The organism is Rhodohalobacter sp. 614A, from assembly GCF_021462415.1.
In the GTDB taxonomy this organism is placed as follows: Bacteria; Bacteroidota; Rhodothermia; order Balneolales; family Balneolaceae; genus Rhodohalobacter.
In genome coordinates this window covers 1,743,169-1,761,427 of sequence record NZ_JAKEDS010000001.1, presented here as the reverse complement: position 1 = coordinate 1,761,427, position 18,259 = coordinate 1,743,169, and the positions used below count along the sequence as shown (strand labels likewise).

General features: G+C 42.1%; 13 protein-coding genes. 8 read left to right on the top strand and 5 right to left on the bottom strand.

Translation table 11 applies throughout. From position 1 onward, the window contains the following. The first annotated feature begins 109 nt into the window (after positions 1-109). Complete coding sequence (locus tag L0B18_RS07105; RefSeq protein ID WP_234570751.1) at positions 110-829, top strand: SDR family NAD(P)-dependent oxidoreductase; 720 nt, start codon at positions 110-112, stop codon at positions 827-829. Positions 830-1,017: 188 nt separating this feature from the next. Here the strand turns inward: L0B18_RS07105 and L0B18_RS07100 are convergent, their stop codons facing one another. Beyond that, positions 1,018-2,559 (bottom strand): YifB family Mg chelatase-like AAA ATPase, encoded by a 1,542-nt coding sequence (locus L0B18_RS07100; protein WP_234570750.1) that lies wholly within the window; start codon positions 2,557-2,559, stop codon positions 1,018-1,020. Positions 2,560-2,651: 92 nt separating this feature from the next. Here L0B18_RS07100 and L0B18_RS07095 point away from each other — a divergent pair, with 92 nt between their 5' ends. Then, positions 2,652-3,047, top strand: a complete 396-nt coding sequence (locus tag L0B18_RS07095; protein WP_234570748.1) for a DUF4342 domain-containing protein — start codon at positions 2,652-2,654, stop codon at positions 3,045-3,047. A 113-nt stretch (positions 3,048-3,160) separates the two neighbouring features. Here L0B18_RS07095 and trxB read toward each other — a convergent pair whose 3' ends face one another. Further along, positions 3,161-4,141, bottom strand: a complete 981-nt coding sequence (gene trxB, locus L0B18_RS07090; protein WP_234570746.1) for a thioredoxin-disulfide reductase — start codon at positions 4,139-4,141, stop codon at positions 3,161-3,163. A 198-nt stretch (positions 4,142-4,339) separates the two neighbouring features. Here trxB and L0B18_RS07085 point away from each other — a divergent pair, with 198 nt between their 5' ends. From L0B18_RS07085 to L0B18_RS07075, 3 genes are read left to right on the top strand one after another with little or no spacing between them, the layout of a single operon-like run. Continuing rightward, positions 4,340-5,467 (top strand): Re/Si-specific NAD(P)(+) transhydrogenase subunit alpha, encoded by a 1,128-nt coding sequence (locus L0B18_RS07085; RefSeq protein ID WP_234570744.1) that lies wholly within the window; start codon positions 4,340-4,342, stop codon positions 5,465-5,467. Between the two features lie 33 nt (positions 5,468-5,500). After that, positions 5,501-5,788, top strand: coding sequence for an NAD(P) transhydrogenase subunit alpha (locus tag L0B18_RS07080; protein ID WP_234570742.1), 288 nt, complete (start codon positions 5,501-5,503; stop codon positions 5,786-5,788). Next, complete coding sequence (locus tag L0B18_RS07075; protein WP_234570740.1) at positions 5,788-7,206, top strand: NAD(P)(+) transhydrogenase (Re/Si-specific) subunit beta; 1,419 nt, start codon at positions 5,788-5,790, stop codon at positions 7,204-7,206. The genes L0B18_RS07080 and L0B18_RS07075 overlap by 1 nt, the downstream gene beginning before the upstream one ends. 110 nt (positions 7,207-7,316) lie before the next feature. Here the strand turns inward: L0B18_RS07075 and L0B18_RS07070 are convergent, their stop codons facing one another. The 3 genes from L0B18_RS07070 to L0B18_RS07060 form a co-directional block, all read right to left on the bottom strand. Further along, entirely contained in the window at positions 7,317-8,540 is a 1,224-nt protein-coding gene (locus L0B18_RS07070) for a PQQ-dependent sugar dehydrogenase (protein WP_234570738.1), read from the bottom strand. A 329-nt stretch (positions 8,541-8,869) separates the two neighbouring features. Next, a complete protein-coding gene (locus L0B18_RS07065; RefSeq protein ID WP_234570737.1) occupies positions 8,870-12,064 on the bottom strand; it encodes a sensor histidine kinase in 3,195 nt (1,064 codons plus the stop codon). A gap of 162 nt (positions 12,065-12,226) precedes the next feature. Continuing rightward, positions 12,227-13,075, bottom strand: a complete 849-nt coding sequence (locus L0B18_RS07060; RefSeq protein ID WP_234570735.1) for an LEA type 2 family protein — start codon at positions 13,073-13,075, stop codon at positions 12,227-12,229. 142 nt (positions 13,076-13,217) lie between these two features. Between L0B18_RS07060 and L0B18_RS07055 the strand changes: the two genes are divergently transcribed. The 3 genes from L0B18_RS07055 (at position 13,218) to L0B18_RS07045 (ending at position 18,256) form a co-directional block, all read left to right on the top strand. After that, positions 13,218-13,811, top strand: coding sequence for an RNA polymerase sigma factor (locus tag L0B18_RS07055; RefSeq protein WP_234570732.1), 594 nt, complete (start codon positions 13,218-13,220; stop codon positions 13,809-13,811). Between the two features lie 187 nt (positions 13,812-13,998). Next, positions 13,999-17,211 carry a DUF5666 domain-containing protein gene (locus L0B18_RS07050; RefSeq protein ID WP_234570731.1) on the top strand — a complete coding sequence of 1,071 codons (3,213 nt, stop codon included), beginning with the start codon at positions 13,999-14,001 and terminating at the stop codon, positions 17,209-17,211. 67 nt (positions 17,212-17,278) lie between these two features. Then, complete coding sequence (locus L0B18_RS07045; protein ID WP_234570729.1) at positions 17,279-18,256, top strand: FecR family protein; 978 nt, start codon at positions 17,279-17,281, stop codon at positions 18,254-18,256. The last annotated feature ends 3 nt before the right edge of the window (positions 18,257-18,259 follow it).

The following is an 18,259-nucleotide window of genomic DNA, read 5'->3' as shown; positions in this document are numbered from 1 at the left end:
ACGGTTATCGGAAAAATTTCCAAACACATCTTATGGCAATAAGTGATAGTTTACGTTGCGAATCGAAATAATCTTTAAAGAAGACGCATTATCAAAGATTAATTCTGTTATGAAAAAAATGATTATCATCGGGGCCACATCCGGGATTGGAGAATCCCTGGCCCGACTTGCAGTTCACAAAGGATATATAGTTGGCGGTACCGGCAGAAGACTCGAGAGGCTTGAACAGTTAAGAGAAGAATTAGGTGAAAATTTCCATTTTCGGGAAATGGATGTAGCACAAAAGATGAATGCCAGCTCTCAATTATTGTCTCTGATTGAAGAATTGGACGGGATGGATATCATTGTGCTGAACGCCGGAATTTCGAGTCATCCTGCTTCCTCTGTTATTTCTATGGAACAGGAAATTATAGATGTGAATGTGGGCGGATTTGTTCAGCTTTTCGGGGAAGCCTTTCAATACTTTCGCCAGAAAAAACACGGACAAATTGTGGGCATTTCTTCGATTGCCGGCTTATTTGGTTCATCGAGAGCAGCCCCCTACAGTGCATCCAAAGCATTTATTTCAACCTATATGCAGGCATATCGTCAGCGATGCAATCAGGCAGGTTTCGACATAACGATTACCGATGTTAAACCCGGATTTGTAAAAAGTGAAATGATTGATGGGAAGAAAGGACTTTTTTGGGTGGCGGAGACGGATAAGGCCGTCAAACAAATGCTAACCGATATCGAGAAAAAGAAATCCTATTCTTATATAACCAGGCGCTGGCGTTTTGTAGCATGGCTCATCAAGCTCACACCAAACTGGATTATTGACAGGCTTTAACTCTCATTTAAAACATAAACAGGTAAAGCAACAAAAGGATAAATGGCAAAGTAAAAACCCAATTTCCCCTCCAATATGTTCCGTAATTGCGATCCATTGCTTTCGTCTTTTGTTCTTGTGATCATCTTGTTTTTTGGTACGAATGGTTTTTTGTTTTGTTCCCAAACAATGGGTTTAGATATACTGAGCTATCCTAACCACCCCTCACGATCCAAACTCCTGTACTGAATCGCCTCCGCAATATGATGGCTTCGAATCCCTTCCGAGTGTTCGAGGTCAGCGATGGTTCGGGACACTTTGAGAATTCGGTCGAAGGCCCGTGCCGAAAGCCCCAACGTATTCATCGCTTTTTTCAACATTGATTCCCCGGCCTGATCAATTTTGCAGATTTTTCGGGCCAGTTTTGTATTCATCTGCGCGTTGCAATGTACGTGCTCAATTCCCATAAACCGCCGGCTTTGGATTTCGCGGGCATCCATAACCCGTTCGCGGATCTGTTTGGAACTCTCTCCCTTGGCTTTGGCCGACAGCTCGTCAAAACTCACTTTTTCTACGTCGATATGCAGGTCAATTCGATCCAAAAGTGGTCCACTGATTTTGCTCAAATACCGTTGCATCTGTATGTTAGTTGCACCATTTACATCAGTGGGATCGTACCAATCTCCGGTTGGCGAGGGATTCATGGAAGCCACCAGCATAATCCGGCTTGGATAGCTCACACTCATTCTGGCCCTGGAAATATTCACGATTCCGTCTTCCAGCGGCTGGCGCATCACTTCCAGCGCGCTTCGTTTAAACTCCGGAAGCTCGTCTAAAAACAGAACACCATTGTGTGCCATCGAAATTTCGCCCGGCATGGGGATGCTTCCGCCGCCCACCAGTGCCACATCCGAAACAGTGTGATGCGGACTGCGAAACGGACGCTGTGTAACCAACGATTTTCCGGGTTCAACCAAACCGGCTACTGAATGAATTTTTGTTGTCTCAAGTGCTTCATCCAAAGAAAGTGGCGGCAGAATGGTGGGTAACCGTCTTGCCATCATTGTTTTTCCTGAACCTGGCGGGCCGACCATAACTAAATTATGCGAACCAGCTGCCGCAACTTCCAATGCTCTTTTTACATTTTCCTGGCCGCGAACATCTTCAAAATCAAGAATTTCATGTTTCCCATTCGTGTAGAACAGTTTTTTTAAGTCGATCTCAACCGGAGAGAAAGCATGTTCATTTTCAAGCCATTCCATAACCTGGTGTATACTATCAAACGCCATCACATGAATTCCCTCTACCACACCGGCTTCCGCCCCGTTATCTTTTGGAACAAGGGCATACTTCAGGCCACGGTTTCGGGCTTCAACCACCATCGGCAAAATTCCTTTGATGGGACGAAGTTGTCCGTCCAGTGCCAGTTCACCGGCGATGAGTGATCGCTCCAGTTTGTCCGTTTCAATTTGTCCTGAAACGGCAAGCAGACTAACGGCAATCGGCAGATCAAAAGCACTTCCTTCTTTGGGAAGATCAGCCGGTGCCAGGTTTACGGTAATTTTCCCACGTGGAAAAGTGGCCCCGGCATTTTTCAGGGCCGCATCAATCCGGTCTTTGGATTCGCTGACGGCACGATCGGGCAACCCCACTAAAAAATATTTGGGAACACCGCCGCTCATATTTACCTCTACTTCAATCAAACGGGCATCCACCCCGATGGTCGATGCGCAATAGACTCTTGAAAGCATAATCGGGATTGTATCTTTTTATAGGTCTTCTCGTAGTATGAACTATGAAAAGCCAATCCCTTACAAAAAAATCTAAAAGAAACGGTGAAGTCATGGAAAAAACGCAGAAAACCATCTTTGAAGAAATTCGTGGAACCGTTGATGAAATCATTGCTCAGGTAAAAAAAATAATCAGAGAAGGAAATGTTCGGCGAATCCTCATCAAGAGTAAAACAGGAAAAACCCTCTTCCAGAGTCAGTTAACAATTGGTGCTGCTGGATTAGCTCTTTTGGCTGTTTATGCTCCCTTGATTACAGCCATTTCTACCATTCTCTTGTTTGTTAATGATGCCAAAGTCTTTATTGAGCGAGAAGTTGACGAAGATGATGATGAATACGAAGTGGAAGCGGAAGTGATTGAAATTCAAGATGAAGACGAAGAAGAGACGAAAGAAACCAAATCTGAGTCCAAATCGAAGGATGATGATTCAGAATCCGAAGAGAAATAGTTTTCCTTCCAAAAGTGAAATCATCGGATGAGTACGGATCAGAAAATCCAATTCAGTCTCTCATCCGATGATTCTTTTTTTAATACCCTCAAGAATAAAGGAAGCCATTTTGGCTACTTCCAATGCTCCTGGGCAATTGCTTCCTCATCAATTTCATTATCGGCTAAAAACCGTTCCGCATCTAATGCTGCCCGGCAACCTGTTCCCGCGGCAGTTACCGCCTGGCGATAAATCGGGTCCATTGCATCACCACAGGCAAAAATTCCGGGAAGATCGGTTTCGCTTGACTGACCTTTTGTCTGGATATAACCAACCTCATCCATTGTAAGCACACCTTTAAAAAGATCGGTGTTTGGCTTATGACCAATCGCTACAAATACGCCCGTTACATCATCAAGAATTGTAATTTCATTGGTGTTTGTATTGAGGATTTTAACGCCCTCTACCACCGGATCTCCTAATACTTCGTGGAGTTCGGAATTCCACATAAACTCAATTTTCTCATTTTTAAAGGCGCGGTTTTGCATGGCTTTTGATGCACGCAGTTCTTCCCTGCGGTGAATCACTGTAACTTTTGATGCAAACTTTGTGAGGAATGTAGCCTCTTCCATAGCTGTATCACCCCCGCCAACAATAATTACATGTTGTTCCCGGAAAAAGGCACCGTCACATGTAGCGCATGCACTGACTCCTTTACCGCGCAAACGCTGTTCGCTCGGCAGGTTCAGCCATTTTGCTGATGCCCCCGTAGAAATGATAATGGATTTGGCAAAAACGGTTGTCTCTTCATCAACGGTTACCTTGTAGGGGCGTTTTTCAAAATCAATATCCGTTACATATCCATAGCGGCAATCTGCCCCGAACTTTTTGGCTTGTTCACGAAAATCGTCCATCATTTTGGGGCCCATCACTCCGTTGGGATATCCCGGAAAATTCTCAACGTCAGTGGTTTGCATGAGCTGGCCGCCCGGCTCGGGACCCTCAAAAACAACCGGTTTCAGATCTGCACGTGCAGCATAAAGCGCCGCAGTTAAACCGGCAGGACCGCTTCCGATGATAACAACATCTAATACTTTATCTTGAATATCTTCCATTTTGCTAATCTTTATTATTTTTCAATGTTAAGGTAAGAAAATTCATGCGATGTTATAGTCGATTATCTCTATCAACATGATAACTTTTGGATAAGTTTTTATAAATTTCAGGAAGAAAAGTTTTAAAGACTAACCTCGTCTTGCAAATAAAATAAAAATCGCTAAGTTACCTGAAACCATGACAACGGAGGACTAAAATTGACAGTTGGAGTTTGTAAGGAGACTAAGGAAAATGAGAAACGTGTGGCTTTAACGCCTGAGGGTGCAAAAAAATTGATCTCGCTTGGCCTGGATGTAATCATCGAAAAAGGTGCCGGTGTTGAATCAAGCTATACGGATAAAGAATATACAGAAGCCGGCGCTTCCATCGAATCAAAAAGAGAGACTGTTCTGGAGAAAAGTGAACTCTTTTTAGCCGTACAGGCGCCGGACGAAGAAACTGTAAAGAAATTAAAAAAGGATACCGTTCTGGTGTCTTTTATCTGGCCGCTTCAGAATGGAGATTATGTTAATCTGCTGAAACAGCAAGGAATTAAAGCCATGGCAATGGATACCATTCCGCGAATCAGCCGGGCTCAATCGATGGATGCTCTTTCCTCTATGAGTAACATAGCCGGATACAAAGCCGCATTGATCGGAGCCGATCAACTGGATAAATACATGCCGATGATGATGACCGCCGCCGGTACCATCCGGCCTGCAAAAGTTCTTGTTCTTGGCGCTGGTGTTGCAGGGTTACAAGCCATTGCTACTGCCAAACGTTTGGGAGCCGTTGTTGAAGCCTTCGACGTCCGCCCTGTGGTAAAAGAGCAGGTGGAAAGCCTGGGGGCTTCCTTTGTTGAAGTTCCGCTCGAAGAGGAACAAACTGAATCCAAAGGCGGATATGCCAAGGAGCTCTCACAAAGAAACCAAGAGAAACAGCGCGAAGTAATTCACGAGCATGTCAAGAAATCGGACATTGTTATTACTACGGCATTGATTCCGGGAAGACCTGCTCCATTGCTTGTTACAAAAGCCATGGTCGAAGATATGAATCCGGGTTCTGTAGTGGTGGATATTGCCGCTGAACAAGGAGGAAATTGCGAAGTAACCGACCCCGGGAAAATTACTCGACATAACGGAGTTGTGATAGCCGCACCTCTGAATATTCCGAGCTCCCTTGCATTCCACGCCAGCAAGCTCTATTCAAAAAACCTGTTATCTCTTTTAGAGCTGCTGATTAAAGACGGCAAACCGGACTTCAATTTCGAAGACCAAATCATCTTGAATGCTACTATTACTCACGAAGGTGAAATTATCTCTCCCTTTGTGAAAGAAAACAGTTAGGCAACAATTAAAATTTAAGACGCTAACAAACCTATGGAAGACCTGATTTTCAACCTGTTTATATTTGTGCTTGCTTCCTTTGTTGGATTTGAACTCATCTCCAAAGTACCGCCAACACTTCATACACCGCTAATGTCCGGAGCTAATGCTATTTCGGGAATTACGCTCATCGGTGCGCTGATTATATCAGGAGCCACCGGCAGTGTTTTTTCACAATGGATTGGTTTTGCAGCCATTATTTTTGCCACTATTAACGTGGTTGGCGGATTTATGGTGACCGACCGCATGTTGGAGATGTTCAAAAAAAAGGAGGATGAATAATGAGCCAGTTTTTTCCAGAATCTATTCAAACCTTTCTACCTGATATTATTCAAATAATTTATCTGATCGCCACCGGCTTTTTTATTGTCGGAATCAAGCGATTGGGATCTCCTGCAACAGCCCGCTCGGGGAATCAGCTTGCCGCGATTGGTATGCTTATTGGAGTGGCAGTTACACTTTTCGACCATGAAATCATCAGTTTTGAATTCATCGTGGCGGGAGTTGTCATCGGCTCGCTGATTGGAGCAGTAGCCGCTAAAAAAGTACAAATGACCGCCATGCCGGAAATGGTAGCCATTTTCAACGGCTTTGGCGGGGGCGCTTCAGCACTTGTTGCCTGGGGTGAAATGGCCCGGTTAGATCCCGCTCTTTTCGACATTCAGGCATTAGTTACCACCGGCCTGAGTATTCTGATTGGTTCTATCACCTTTACCGGTAGTTTTATCGCCTTTGGAAAACTGAAGGGTTTTATCGGTGGCGGACGAATTGCATTGCCGGGGCAAAATATCATCAATTTGGTATTAACTGTTGGAGCCTTGGTACTGGTGGGTTTATTCACTGCCGACCCTACAAGCCAGGTCATTTTCTGGGTATTGTTCGGACTTGCACTCCTGATCGGTGTGTTGACAGTGCTCCCCATTGGAGGCGCAGATATGCCGGTTGTAATATCACTTCTGAACTCATACTCCGGTATCGCAGCATCTATGGCTGGATTTGTTCTCGGAAACAACCTTCTCATTATTAGTGGTGCACTGGTTGGAGCCGCAGGTTTGATCCTCACAAATATTATGTGCAAAGCCATGAACCGGACGCTCACAAATGTGTTGTTCGGAGCATTCGGCGGAGATGAAGGCGGTCCTGCTACCAGCGGAGATTCGGACAAATCCGTTCAGCAGACATTTGCCGATGATGTGGCTATTCAGTGTGCATATGCCAAAAAAGTGGTGGTTGCCCCAGGCTACGGACTTGCAGTTGCCCAGGCCCAGCACGTACTTAAAGAGGTCGCGAATCTTCTTGAGGAACGGGGAGTAACTGTAAAATATGCGATTCACCCCGTAGCAGGCCGAATGCCCGGACACATGAACGTTCTGTTAGCAGAAGCGGATGTTCCTTACGATCAACTTTATGATATGGATGAGATCAACCCTGACTTTCCATCCACCGATGTGGTTTTGATTATCGGAGCAAATGATGTGGTAAATCCAGCTGCGAAAACATCGCCCGGAAGCCCTATTTACGGCATGCCAATTTTAAATGTAGATGAAGCCAAACGAACCATCGTCTTCAAGAGAAGTATGAGTCCGGGATACGCGGGAATTGACAATGAACTGTTTTACAGTGACAAGAACCAGATGTTCTTCGGAGATGCAAAGAAATCGCTGCAAGAATTGGCTACAGCAATAAAAGAGTTGGATTGATATAGTATTCCGCCAACTCAGAATTATTTTTGTACGCAGATTGGAGTCCTTTCCTCCTCGTGGCAACAGCTAATTCCTGCAGCCACTGGGAGGGAAGACAAATCAGCTCGTTAGTCGACCGGTAGAATCCGGTTAATCGTCCCATTCGATTCGTTGGTGAAATAGATATAACCGTCAGGCGCTTCTTCAATATCACGGATACGACCGATTCCATCCAGAATTCGTTCTTCACGTACAAACTCTTCTCCATCTACAACAATGCGCGAAATCAACTGAAACGACAGTGCTCCATTCAGAATACTACCTTCCCAACCGGGATAATGATCTGATGTAACGAAAGCCATTCCCGAAGGTGCAATGGATGGATCCCAATACCAAACCGGTTGTTCCATTCCCGCCTTAACGGTGTCTTCCGTAATGGTAGTCCCGCTGTAGTTGATTCCGTAAGTAATTACCGGCCATCCAAAATTAAGACCACCTTCTTTGTGAACGTTGATTTCATCACCTCCGCGCGGACCGTGCTCGTTTGTCCATATAATTCCGGTTTCCGGGTGAACATCCATTCCCTGTGGATTCCGAACTCCGTATGTATAGACTGCATCCAGCCCCTCACTTCCTACAAAAGGATTGTCTTCCGGAATAGTGCCGTCATCATTCAGGCGATAAATCTTACCTCCGTCACGAGTCACATCCTGGGGGTTTTCATCACGATTGCCTCTGTCACCAATACTAAAAAAGAGATATCCGTCCGCATCAAATTTTATACGGCTGCCAAAATGCTGTCCTCTGTCCGTAAAAGGAGTAGCTGAATATAATTCTTCAATATTCGTTAAAGAATGAGAGTCTGGATCATATTGGGCTCTCATTATCGCTGTATTTGCTCCACCGGGTCCTGGTTTTGAATAACTGAAATAAAGCCAACCATTCGCTTCATAATTGGGATGAGGTTCAATATCCAACAGGCCACCCTGTCCCTGTGCCCAAACTTTCGGTACTCCGGATATGGGTTCTTCAACTAATTCTCCATTTTGAATCAGGTGCATGTCTCCATCTCTTTTTGTAATAATCATACTCCCGTCTGGCAAGAAAGCCATTCCCCAAACAACCCCTACATCCTCAACAACTGTTTGAACATGAAAGTTAAGCTCTTCCGATTCATAGATTTCTTCAATTGTATCAGGAAGTGAAAAGTAATGATCTGACTGATAGGTCACATTAACATCCTGTTCGCCTACCGGGACAGCCTCATGATCTTGTCCCGTACAGGCAAATGCGTATATCAAAAGCATAACTGTCAGGGATGAAAACTTTACATAAGTGTGAAATTTTTGCATAATCCGTATCAATTTAATAGCACTCTGGGTTCCGTTTTTAATGGTGAACCAACAATTGTTTCCTCACCAAACTGATTCAAATATAAAATTATTCCTTAATAGTTCTCCTAAAATCAGCTACTTACGTATTTGATTGGAATTTTTTTACACTTTTTATCTTTTAAATACTTCTAATCTCACTTTTATGTATCAGAGATCATCTAACTGATGTCTAAGAGATGTTAAAGAAATAATGTAAGTGCAGAACGGAAGTGTGAGGATACAAAAACTCCTCGACTCATTTGGGATAATTATTTGAGGTCAACAGCTCCTGAGGTTTAAAAAGTACCTCAATTTGTAGGTCTATTAATTTCTCTCTGTTGATATTCAGGAACTTTCTTCAAAGAAAATGAAAAAGTACTGCCTTTTCGGGGCGTGCTTTCAACCCAAATCTTTTCACTGTGTTTAGCAATAAATTCCTTGCAAAGCACCAGGCCCATTCCAATTCCTTTTTCTCCCTGAGTTCCAACTTTCTGCTGAATTCTGCTATCAGACGAAAATATGGTGTGTATTTCTTCTTCGGGAATTCCAACGCCGGAATCCTCTACGGATACAATGACTTTTTCACCTTCTTCCCGGAGAGAAATCTCCACTATAGAATCGCGTCCGGAAAACTTAATCGCATTCGACAGAAGGTTTCTGATAACGGATAAAATCATATTGCGGTCAGCCCAAACGTAATGAGACTCGTCTATCAAATTCCTGACAAATATATTTTTAAAAGCCGATTGTGCATCAGTCATTGAAATCGCTTCATCCACCAGTTTTGTTACATCCACGGCTTCAAAATTAGCTTCAAGTCCTCCCTCTTTGGCACTTGACCATTGAAGCAGGTTTTCGAGCAAACTCAAGGTATTTCTTCCCGAATCCAGCAGCATATTCATCATTTCAACATACTCGCGATCGTCTTTGGCTTCAAACTCATTTCTAATGAGTTCAATGTATCCTAAAATTGCCGCAAAGGGATTGCGAAGATCGTGTGCCAGAATGGAATGGAGTTTGTTTCTGTCTTCGATATGTTTTTTCAACTCGCGGTTTGAAACACTCAACTCTTCGGTGCGCTCGTCTACCATGTTTTGGAGTACACGATTATTTTTCTGAATACTTCTTACCCTGTACCTGTAGGCAACTACCAAAAAAGCACCAAATAAAAGCACCATTGAAAGATAAAACCAAGCTGTTTGCCAAAAAGGCGGGAAAATTTGGAAAGATATAGAAGCAGGTTCCGCACTCCAAAAGCCGTCATTATTCGAGGCCCGAACTTTTAGGGAATAGTTTCCTGCCGGAAGAGATGAATAAATTGCCTCGTGTTCATTCCCTGCCTGATGCCAATTTTTATCAAAGCCTTCGAGCCGATATTCGTATCGATTGTATTCCGGATTTTGATAGCTTAGAGCAGAAAAGCGAAAAATAATTCGTTGGGCACTGTATGGAATTGATTTGATCTGGCCCGGGAAGAATATTTCACCATCTATTTCTACTTCTTCAACAAAAACACCCGGAGCCTGACTATTTAACTCCATTTGATTTGTATCGACCACATTCACACCCTGAACCGTGGGAATGATCAGTTTGCCATCCACAGTCATCTGGCTCGATGGCATAAAGCCACCATTTGTCTCGCGAATTGTCATTCCTTCTTCAACTCCCATCCGCGACACCCTTACATTCTCGATTTCTCCATTTATATATTGCTCAACCTGATTTTTCTCAATAAAAAAGATGCCTAAATTTCCACCTAACCAGAGATTTCCGTTCTTATCAAAATTGAGCTGAGAAACCGTATCATCATAAAGACCATTCCTGGTTGAAAGGGTTATTGGATTTTCTCCGGGCGAGTAAATAATCAACCCTCCACCATAACTGCCGAAATAAAAACGTCCGTTGCTGTCTTGCGCAATGGTTCTGAAATTGGATGTTTCCAAAAGATTTACTTCCTCAATCTCTATAATTCTATGATCGGTAAGAAGACCTATTCCCTCATCAGTGGCTACAACTATCCCTCCCTTTTCGGTCTCATAGATATTACGAACGGCTGAGAGAAGCTCTCCATCCTCATCAAAAATGGCTTCAATATTTGTCCCGTCATAACGAAACAATCCACTATGATATGTACCAAACCAGATATTTCCCTTTCGATCTTTATATAGCGCCAAAAATACACTGACATTCTCAAACATTGGTGGTGTAAACTCTTCAAACATTGTTTGGCCGGGTGACTTATAATACACGCCACCGCCCCAGGTGCCGGCCCAGAGTGTGCCATCCTCCTCTTCCATCAAAGACCACACACAAACATTTTCAATACCGTTTTCAACGGAATAATGATTGACATCCGTGCCGTTAAATTCATAAACACCATCACAGTTTGTGCCAACATACACAGAGCCATTGGTTCCGTTCAGCACGGCTGTTATCCCCTGTTCATCCAATATTTCGTAATCAGGCCCTTGATAAATGGGAGTAGATGTGTATTGCCTGATGCCGTTCGAAGTCGTGGCGATCCAAATGGACTCTTCGTGATCTAATATCAAATCTACTACACTATAATGAGAGCTGTAGATAAAATCAGAATCAGACAAATTCGTTTCCAACAGTCCGTCTCTTCCATAAATGTAAAATGTTCCGTTATATACATTAAAACCCTGAAATGAACTCTGGCCAACCTGATCTCGGTTCAGTATCACAACAGGTTCATCATCATATTTTATAAGACTGGCTTCACTCAGCAGATATATGCTCTCATCCAGTATTTCAAAATCGACCAGACTAACTACATTTTGGAAATCATCCACGGATGAATTTTCGAAGTATATCGTATCATCTGAAAGTCTCGCTATTATCTTATCTACAGAGCCGTCATTATTTAACCGCATAAGCGTTTCAGAAAAGAGCACATAGATAAAATCCTCCGTATGAATCACTTTTTTTACAATCTGGTTTGGCAAATCATTCAGATATTTTACCTCATCATTCCAGATCGTGATTAAGCCTCCGGTTGTACCAATCCACGGCCGGTTGTCAGAGTCGAAAGTGATGGTATTTGTTTTGGCACTTGGACCAAATTTTTCCTGATTTATGAGGTAAGTGATTGTGGAGTCGTTTTCCTCATCAATCATCAGGAAGTTACTGTATTCCAATCCGGCCCAGATTCTTCCCTCCAGATCCTGTGTTACAGCGGTAAAACGGTTTGAACGAAGATTTTTAAGAGTGGAGGTATTATAAAGCTTAAAATCCGAGCCGTTATATTGTACCAAACCATTATAAGTAGCTGCCCAGATATATCCGTTGCGATCCTGAAAAACACTATTAACCCCATTTGCCGGCAGGCCATTTTCCGTAGTAAATCCCCGCCCAACTATATATTGGTGATCAATGATCTTTGCAGACCCAGAAACTTGTCCATAAATATCGATCGGGGAAAAAAGGAGAATAATAAAACCAAAAAGCAAGTAGTACTCTCGAAAAAAAAATTTCGTCGCCATGGAATGGTACTGAAATGGATTTTCAAAAACAGATTACAAAAAAATCCCTCAATTCTATAAATTTTTTTAATTATAATTATTTAATAATCAGCCGTTTATATTCCTTATAAGGTATTAATGGCAAACTTAGCCCCGTCTTCTTTTACTGAATATCCCAAAAAATCAATCCATTCTGTAGGTCCCTGTGCGGTCAAACGATATTGTATCCATGCCGGTAAATCCTTTGATATCAGCGGAAACCTCGGCTGAACCTGTAAGATGATATTCAAACTCTGTTTCACCCCTTAGCATATCCATCAACACCGAACCCATTTGAGAGGAATTAAGACGAATTGGAATTGTAATGAGATCACTTTCTGAACCGTTGAGGTTGATATTTCTTTCGAGAGTAGTATTGAGCCAATCTTTTCCGTTTACTTCTATATTGTAAAAAGTGTTTGCAAATGAAATTCCAAACGGGTTGGGATTTTCAATACGGAAGGCCGCCACTAAATCTGCTCCCATTAGCGACAAATCCTCCACCTCAAAACTATTGAGTTCAATTCTTGGCATTTTTGGAATAGGCAATTCTCCTTGTGTACTTACCGGTACTCGCTGTTTTCCCAAACCTGCTATATCGAATCGCACTTCTGTGGACAGCCTGTACGCCATGGAATCCTGCCGTGCGACAGAGCTGACTGTTTCAAATACTTCCGAAAAGGTTAGGGATACGGGAACCTGAATCGTAGTTGTAGAATTATTAGCAATCCTGAACTTTTCGTTCTGAATACCGGTTACAAACTCATTCCCGTTAATAAAAAATTCATACTGATATTGATCCGCAGACACTCCGAAACTGTTGGGGTTCGTTACATCGAAATCGAATATCAATGTTACATCGCTGAAGGAAATATCCTCGATAGACATACTGCTGTACCTTACAGAGGGTTTTTGAACATTTGCCAGATCTTTTATGGTATTGCAGCCAGACAGAAAACTTAAAATTAAAACTGTGAAAATGAGCTTCTTCATATAATAATTAGTTATGTTCAATCAATATTCGGGGAGTTCAACACATCAACAAAAACAATAGCAGAACAATTTACGTCCAAATATACTGACTAAAGCGAATCATTGACTATTTTTTTATATTAAAGGAATTTAATAATACAGCATGTTTACTGTTCCCACGATTGAGGCCTTAATCCTTTTTATTCTGCTTTCACTGGACAAATGGGACTCAAAAAAAGATTTATATAAGGCTATTAAAGACGGAGACGAAAAAGCTTTTAAAGTTTTTTTTGAGGAGCATTACGATTCTATTTTTGTATTTCTCCGGAGCCGGAATGTTAGACGTGACGTTGCTGAAGATCTTATTCAAAAAGCATTCATCTATATTTGGAAGAACAGGCATAAGATTAAACCGGAACTCTCTTTAAAAGCCTACCTTTTTCGCATTGCTTACACAAGAATGCTAAACCATATTGAGCAGGAGCACCATTTCCTGGAGCTGGAAAAATATACAAACGGGAATTCGAGAACCCCGCAGGATTTGGTAGAGTTTAAAGAATTAAACAAAGCATTCCGGAGAGCGGTTTCCAGAATGCCGGAGAAAAGAAGAATTGTTTTTGAAAGTTGTTTCTTGCAAGATTTAACATATCGGGAAACGGCAGAAAATTTATCGGTCAGTATTAAAACGGTTGAAAACCACATGGCCCTGGCTTTTAAAGACCTGCGAAAAACATTAGAGGTTTTTAAAGAAAATTAAATACGTCTTTAGGGGTTGTCACTGTTTGCTTCTGTATAAGGAAGGAACACAGCATAAAAATCAATCAGGAAATATGTATCAACATCTGCGAAATAAGAGCTCTTGGATTTTAATTTTTTCCCTGGCGGCCCTCCTCCTAAACGGGTGCGATATAAGCGATTCAAATAGGTCGTCCGTTTCAGAAGATTTGACTGATGAAGAACTTGAAGTTGCCGGCCAGATTATTGCAGAATCTCTGTCGGATGAGAAAGATGGGATTTTTGCCAGCCTGAATGATGCATTCACTCTCCCCTCAAACAATAATCTTTCGGATGAGGCAATCGCAGAAAAATACGCCTCGCCAATTTTTGTGGCTGCCAATAAAGAGAACAGTTCCAATTCAGAAAGCAATTATAACTATAGTTATAACCCTGAGTCTGGCGTGCACCTGATTAACATCAGCCGGACGATTGATAATGAAAATTTATCAAAAGAATCCAACGCTGAACTGCAATACATCTATTATGCCAATGACGGATCGTTTATCTATTCTCCAAGGCTTGAGAGTGATAGAATTGAAATGATCGAATACATCGGCACACGAAGTGGCTCCATCGTTACCACCAATAAAATTTCTACATACGAGCGCCATGATCAGTTTTCGATTGAAGGGCTAACGGCTTCGGACGGAATCATCAGTATTTCAGGGACTCACGAAGGAAACGGCGAATACAAGGTTACAAGAGACAATGGAGATACAATTGAAAGAAGCTATACGCTTACCGTTGAATTTCTTGATGTGAAAATCAATAATCAGCTTGTCTCTACAGACGGTTCTCTTCAAAAAGGAGTTGAAGGAGCGCTTGCCTATGAAATGTTTATCAGCAAAAATGTGAATGGCAACGAAAGCATGAAAACCATCAACGGAACCATTGAATTTAATGGCGATGGCACAGCACTACTCCGGTTCCAGAATGCACTGGATAATTTTAAAGTAAAACTGGAAGAAGGCGATCTTCTTGCTGACAATGAATTTGCAGGATTTGTACGATCGGTAAATACAGATGGAAATGGACGTTTTACTCTGTTTGATGATGAAATTTATCTCTTTAATGCAGATACGCAGGTTGATCCCGATGGAGACCTGACATCGCTTGACGAAGTTCTCGCAGCACTCGGAACCAGTATCCGGATCAAAGCAGAAGGTAGTTTTACAGACAATACAGATGGTGCCCATATCGTACAAACTGTGAAATTTGAGTACGAGGACGAAGACCTGGAATTCGAGGATTTTGTGGAAACGGTTGATGTGACATCCAACTCTATCACACTTGCAAATGAGACATTCCTCTATGTGAATGACGAAACGATTTACGATAGCGATGGAGACCTAACAACTCTTGCCGGGGTTTTGTGGGCTCTTGATAATAAATTCAAAGTAAAAGCTGAAGGAGAACTTGTTCCGGGTGAAGAAGATTCATTAATCGTCACGGATGTGAAATTTGAATTCGAAGGAAATGGATTTGAGTTCGCGGGAGATGTACAGTCCGCAAACCCCGATGAAAAAACATTTACCCTTGCTGACGGCCAGACGTATGTCATCAACGAGAACACGATCATTCACGAAAAATCAGATCTAGACAGCCTTCATCAGGTGACTACAGTTCTTTCTGAAGGGGGTGAAGTAGAAGCCGAAGGGGAATATACTCCTCAACCAGACGGCACATGGCTTGTATCAAAAGTGAATTTCAAATCAGACGATTTTGAAGATGATGACAATGGCAATGTCCCCGAAACTTTGGAGTTTGAAGGAGAAGTAAACTCAGCAGATGCCTCGGCCAAAACGATTGTGGTTTCAGGAGTCACCTATCATATCCTGAAGAGCACAGAATTTGATGATCATATACAATCACTCGGCAACCTGGCAGGAGCCCTTCAGCGTGGTGACAATGTATATGTGAATGGTGAATTTTTTAATGACGGCGAAAAAAATATTGCAGTTAAACTTGAGTTTAAGGTCGACCGAAAAGGTGATGATGAGGATGATGACGAAGAAGAGCCGGAAGAATTCGACTTTAAAGCTGATGTTACCTCGGTTAATCTTTCTTCAAAAACATTTGTACTCTCTGGTGGCCTCACTCTCCAGGTTAATGATGACACCAAATTTGATGACGATAACCTGAACTCGCTTGAAGAAGTAGCCAATGCCCTAACCAATGGAAATAGTGTGCAGGCGAAAGGCAAATATTTCATCGACGAATCGGATAACAATATTGTAATCAAAGTAGAATTTGAAACTGACGATGATAATGAGGGTGATGATGACGGAGACGATGAAAACAGCGAAACAGGTGAATTTGAAGGCAAAATACGTTCTTCAGATCTTGCTGAAAACTCATTCGAACTGACAAACGGACGCGTTTATTTTCTCGATGGAAATTCGATTATTGAGAATGATGGTGATCTCCTCACTTTCCAGGAAGTTGAAGATGCTCTTGATACCGGTGATAATGTAAAAGCTGAAGGAGAATATTATTCTGAAGATGGTGATACCTACATTGTGGTTTCGGTGAAATTCGAAGTGGAAGAAGATGACGACGGTGATGATGGAGACGATGATAATGGTGATGAAGACCCTGAAAAGTTTGATTTTGAGGGCGTTGTTTCCTCTGCTACTTCATCGTCATTTATCCTGAATGGAGAGACCTTCTTCGTAAATGGTAACACAAATTTTAAAGGGAAAGATGTATCCACTATGCAGGAACTCATCGATGCCCTGAATGATGACAATCATGTAGAAGCCGAAGGTAACTATTATATCGAGAATGGAGATAATATTGTCATTAAAGTTGAATTTAAAGTCGAAGAAAATGATGAGGACAACGATGACGGTGATGACGATGAAAACAAAGAAGAGTTTAAATTTGAAGGGATTGTTAACTCTGCAACGTCTTCATCATTTGTCATAGATGGTGAAACGTTCCTTGTGAATGATGACACAAAATTCCGGGGAAATGATATCCGATCTATGCAGGAACTCACTGATGCACTTAACAACGGTGATGACATTGAAGCCAAAGGCGAATATTATATCGAAAACGGCAACAATGTTGTGAAAGGCGTAAAGTTCGACATCGACAAAAAGAATAATAATGGCAATGGTGGCGATGACAGCGAAGAAGAGTTCGATTTTGAAGGGATTGTATCTTCAGCCGGTTCTTCCTCTTTTGTTATCGAGGGAGAAAGCTTTACCGTTACCGAAAACTCCAAAATAGACGGAGATTTCGACACCATACAGGAACTTGCGGACGCCCTGAATAACGGCGATGAAGTTGATGCCAAAGGCGAATATTATGTTAACGATAGTGACGAAAATATAGTCATAGAAGTTGAGTTTGAATCTGAAGGGAATGACGATTAATTGACCTTAAACCTAATAACTAACGGGAACTGACTGTATTCCAGCTTGTTCTTGTTTACTACATCCAATGTCTCAAGAAAATCAAATACCGGAAAATGATCGTAAATTAGCTCAAAAGATCGGCTCTCTCCTTGAGGAAAACAGGTCCGTATTATCTGCCGACAACTACCTGATTGATCAAATTGTCGATCATAAAAGAACTCTCTATTCAACCTATCAGAATGAACTCTCTGAGAGCAAGGAAAAAAGCTGGAGAGAAATATCTTCATTTATTCAAACAGAGGGAAAGCATAAGGCTCACGTGAAAAGTGAGCAAAGTATATCTTCGCTCTTTACTGACAAATCAACACTTTTAAAAGTAGCCGCCGTACTTCTGGTTTCTGCTTTCTTGACGATATTCTTGCTTCAATCCGGAGATAATCAGCCGGAAATTTTAACACAGTCTCATTCAGAACAGGTTACATATACTCTTAACGACGGCAGCAGCATTCAACTTCGCCCGAGTTCTACACTTTATTTGATGAACGAAACGGACACAGAAAGCCAATATAAGCTTGAAGGCGAAGCCTTTTTCCAAGTAACCCCAAATCAGGATCGGCGATTTTTAGTTGAGGCTGGAACCGCAGTCGTTGAAGTAACGGGCACATCATTCAATGTTAGAGAATGGGGAGATGAAACCATCGTGTACCTGCAAGAAGGATCCGTACAATTCTCAAACGGATCAAAACAGGTTACCCTCGAATCCGGAGAAATGGCTGCTGCGAATGATCAATCCATTACTGAACCTGTAAAAGCTGAACCTGAACAATTTCTTTCGTGGCAGCAAAATCAAATTATTTTTGACAACAGAACAGCCGCGTCTATTATCAAAGAACTTGAATACCATTATTCTATTGAGATCAACATCCCCGGGCATATCAAAAACGAGGTCTTAGGCGGATCATTATCCCTCGAAAACCGTTCTGTAAGCCTCGAAAATTTAGGAATTGTTTTAGGCGGAAATTTTTCTTCAATTGGGGACAACACGTATCAATTTGTTGAATAATAC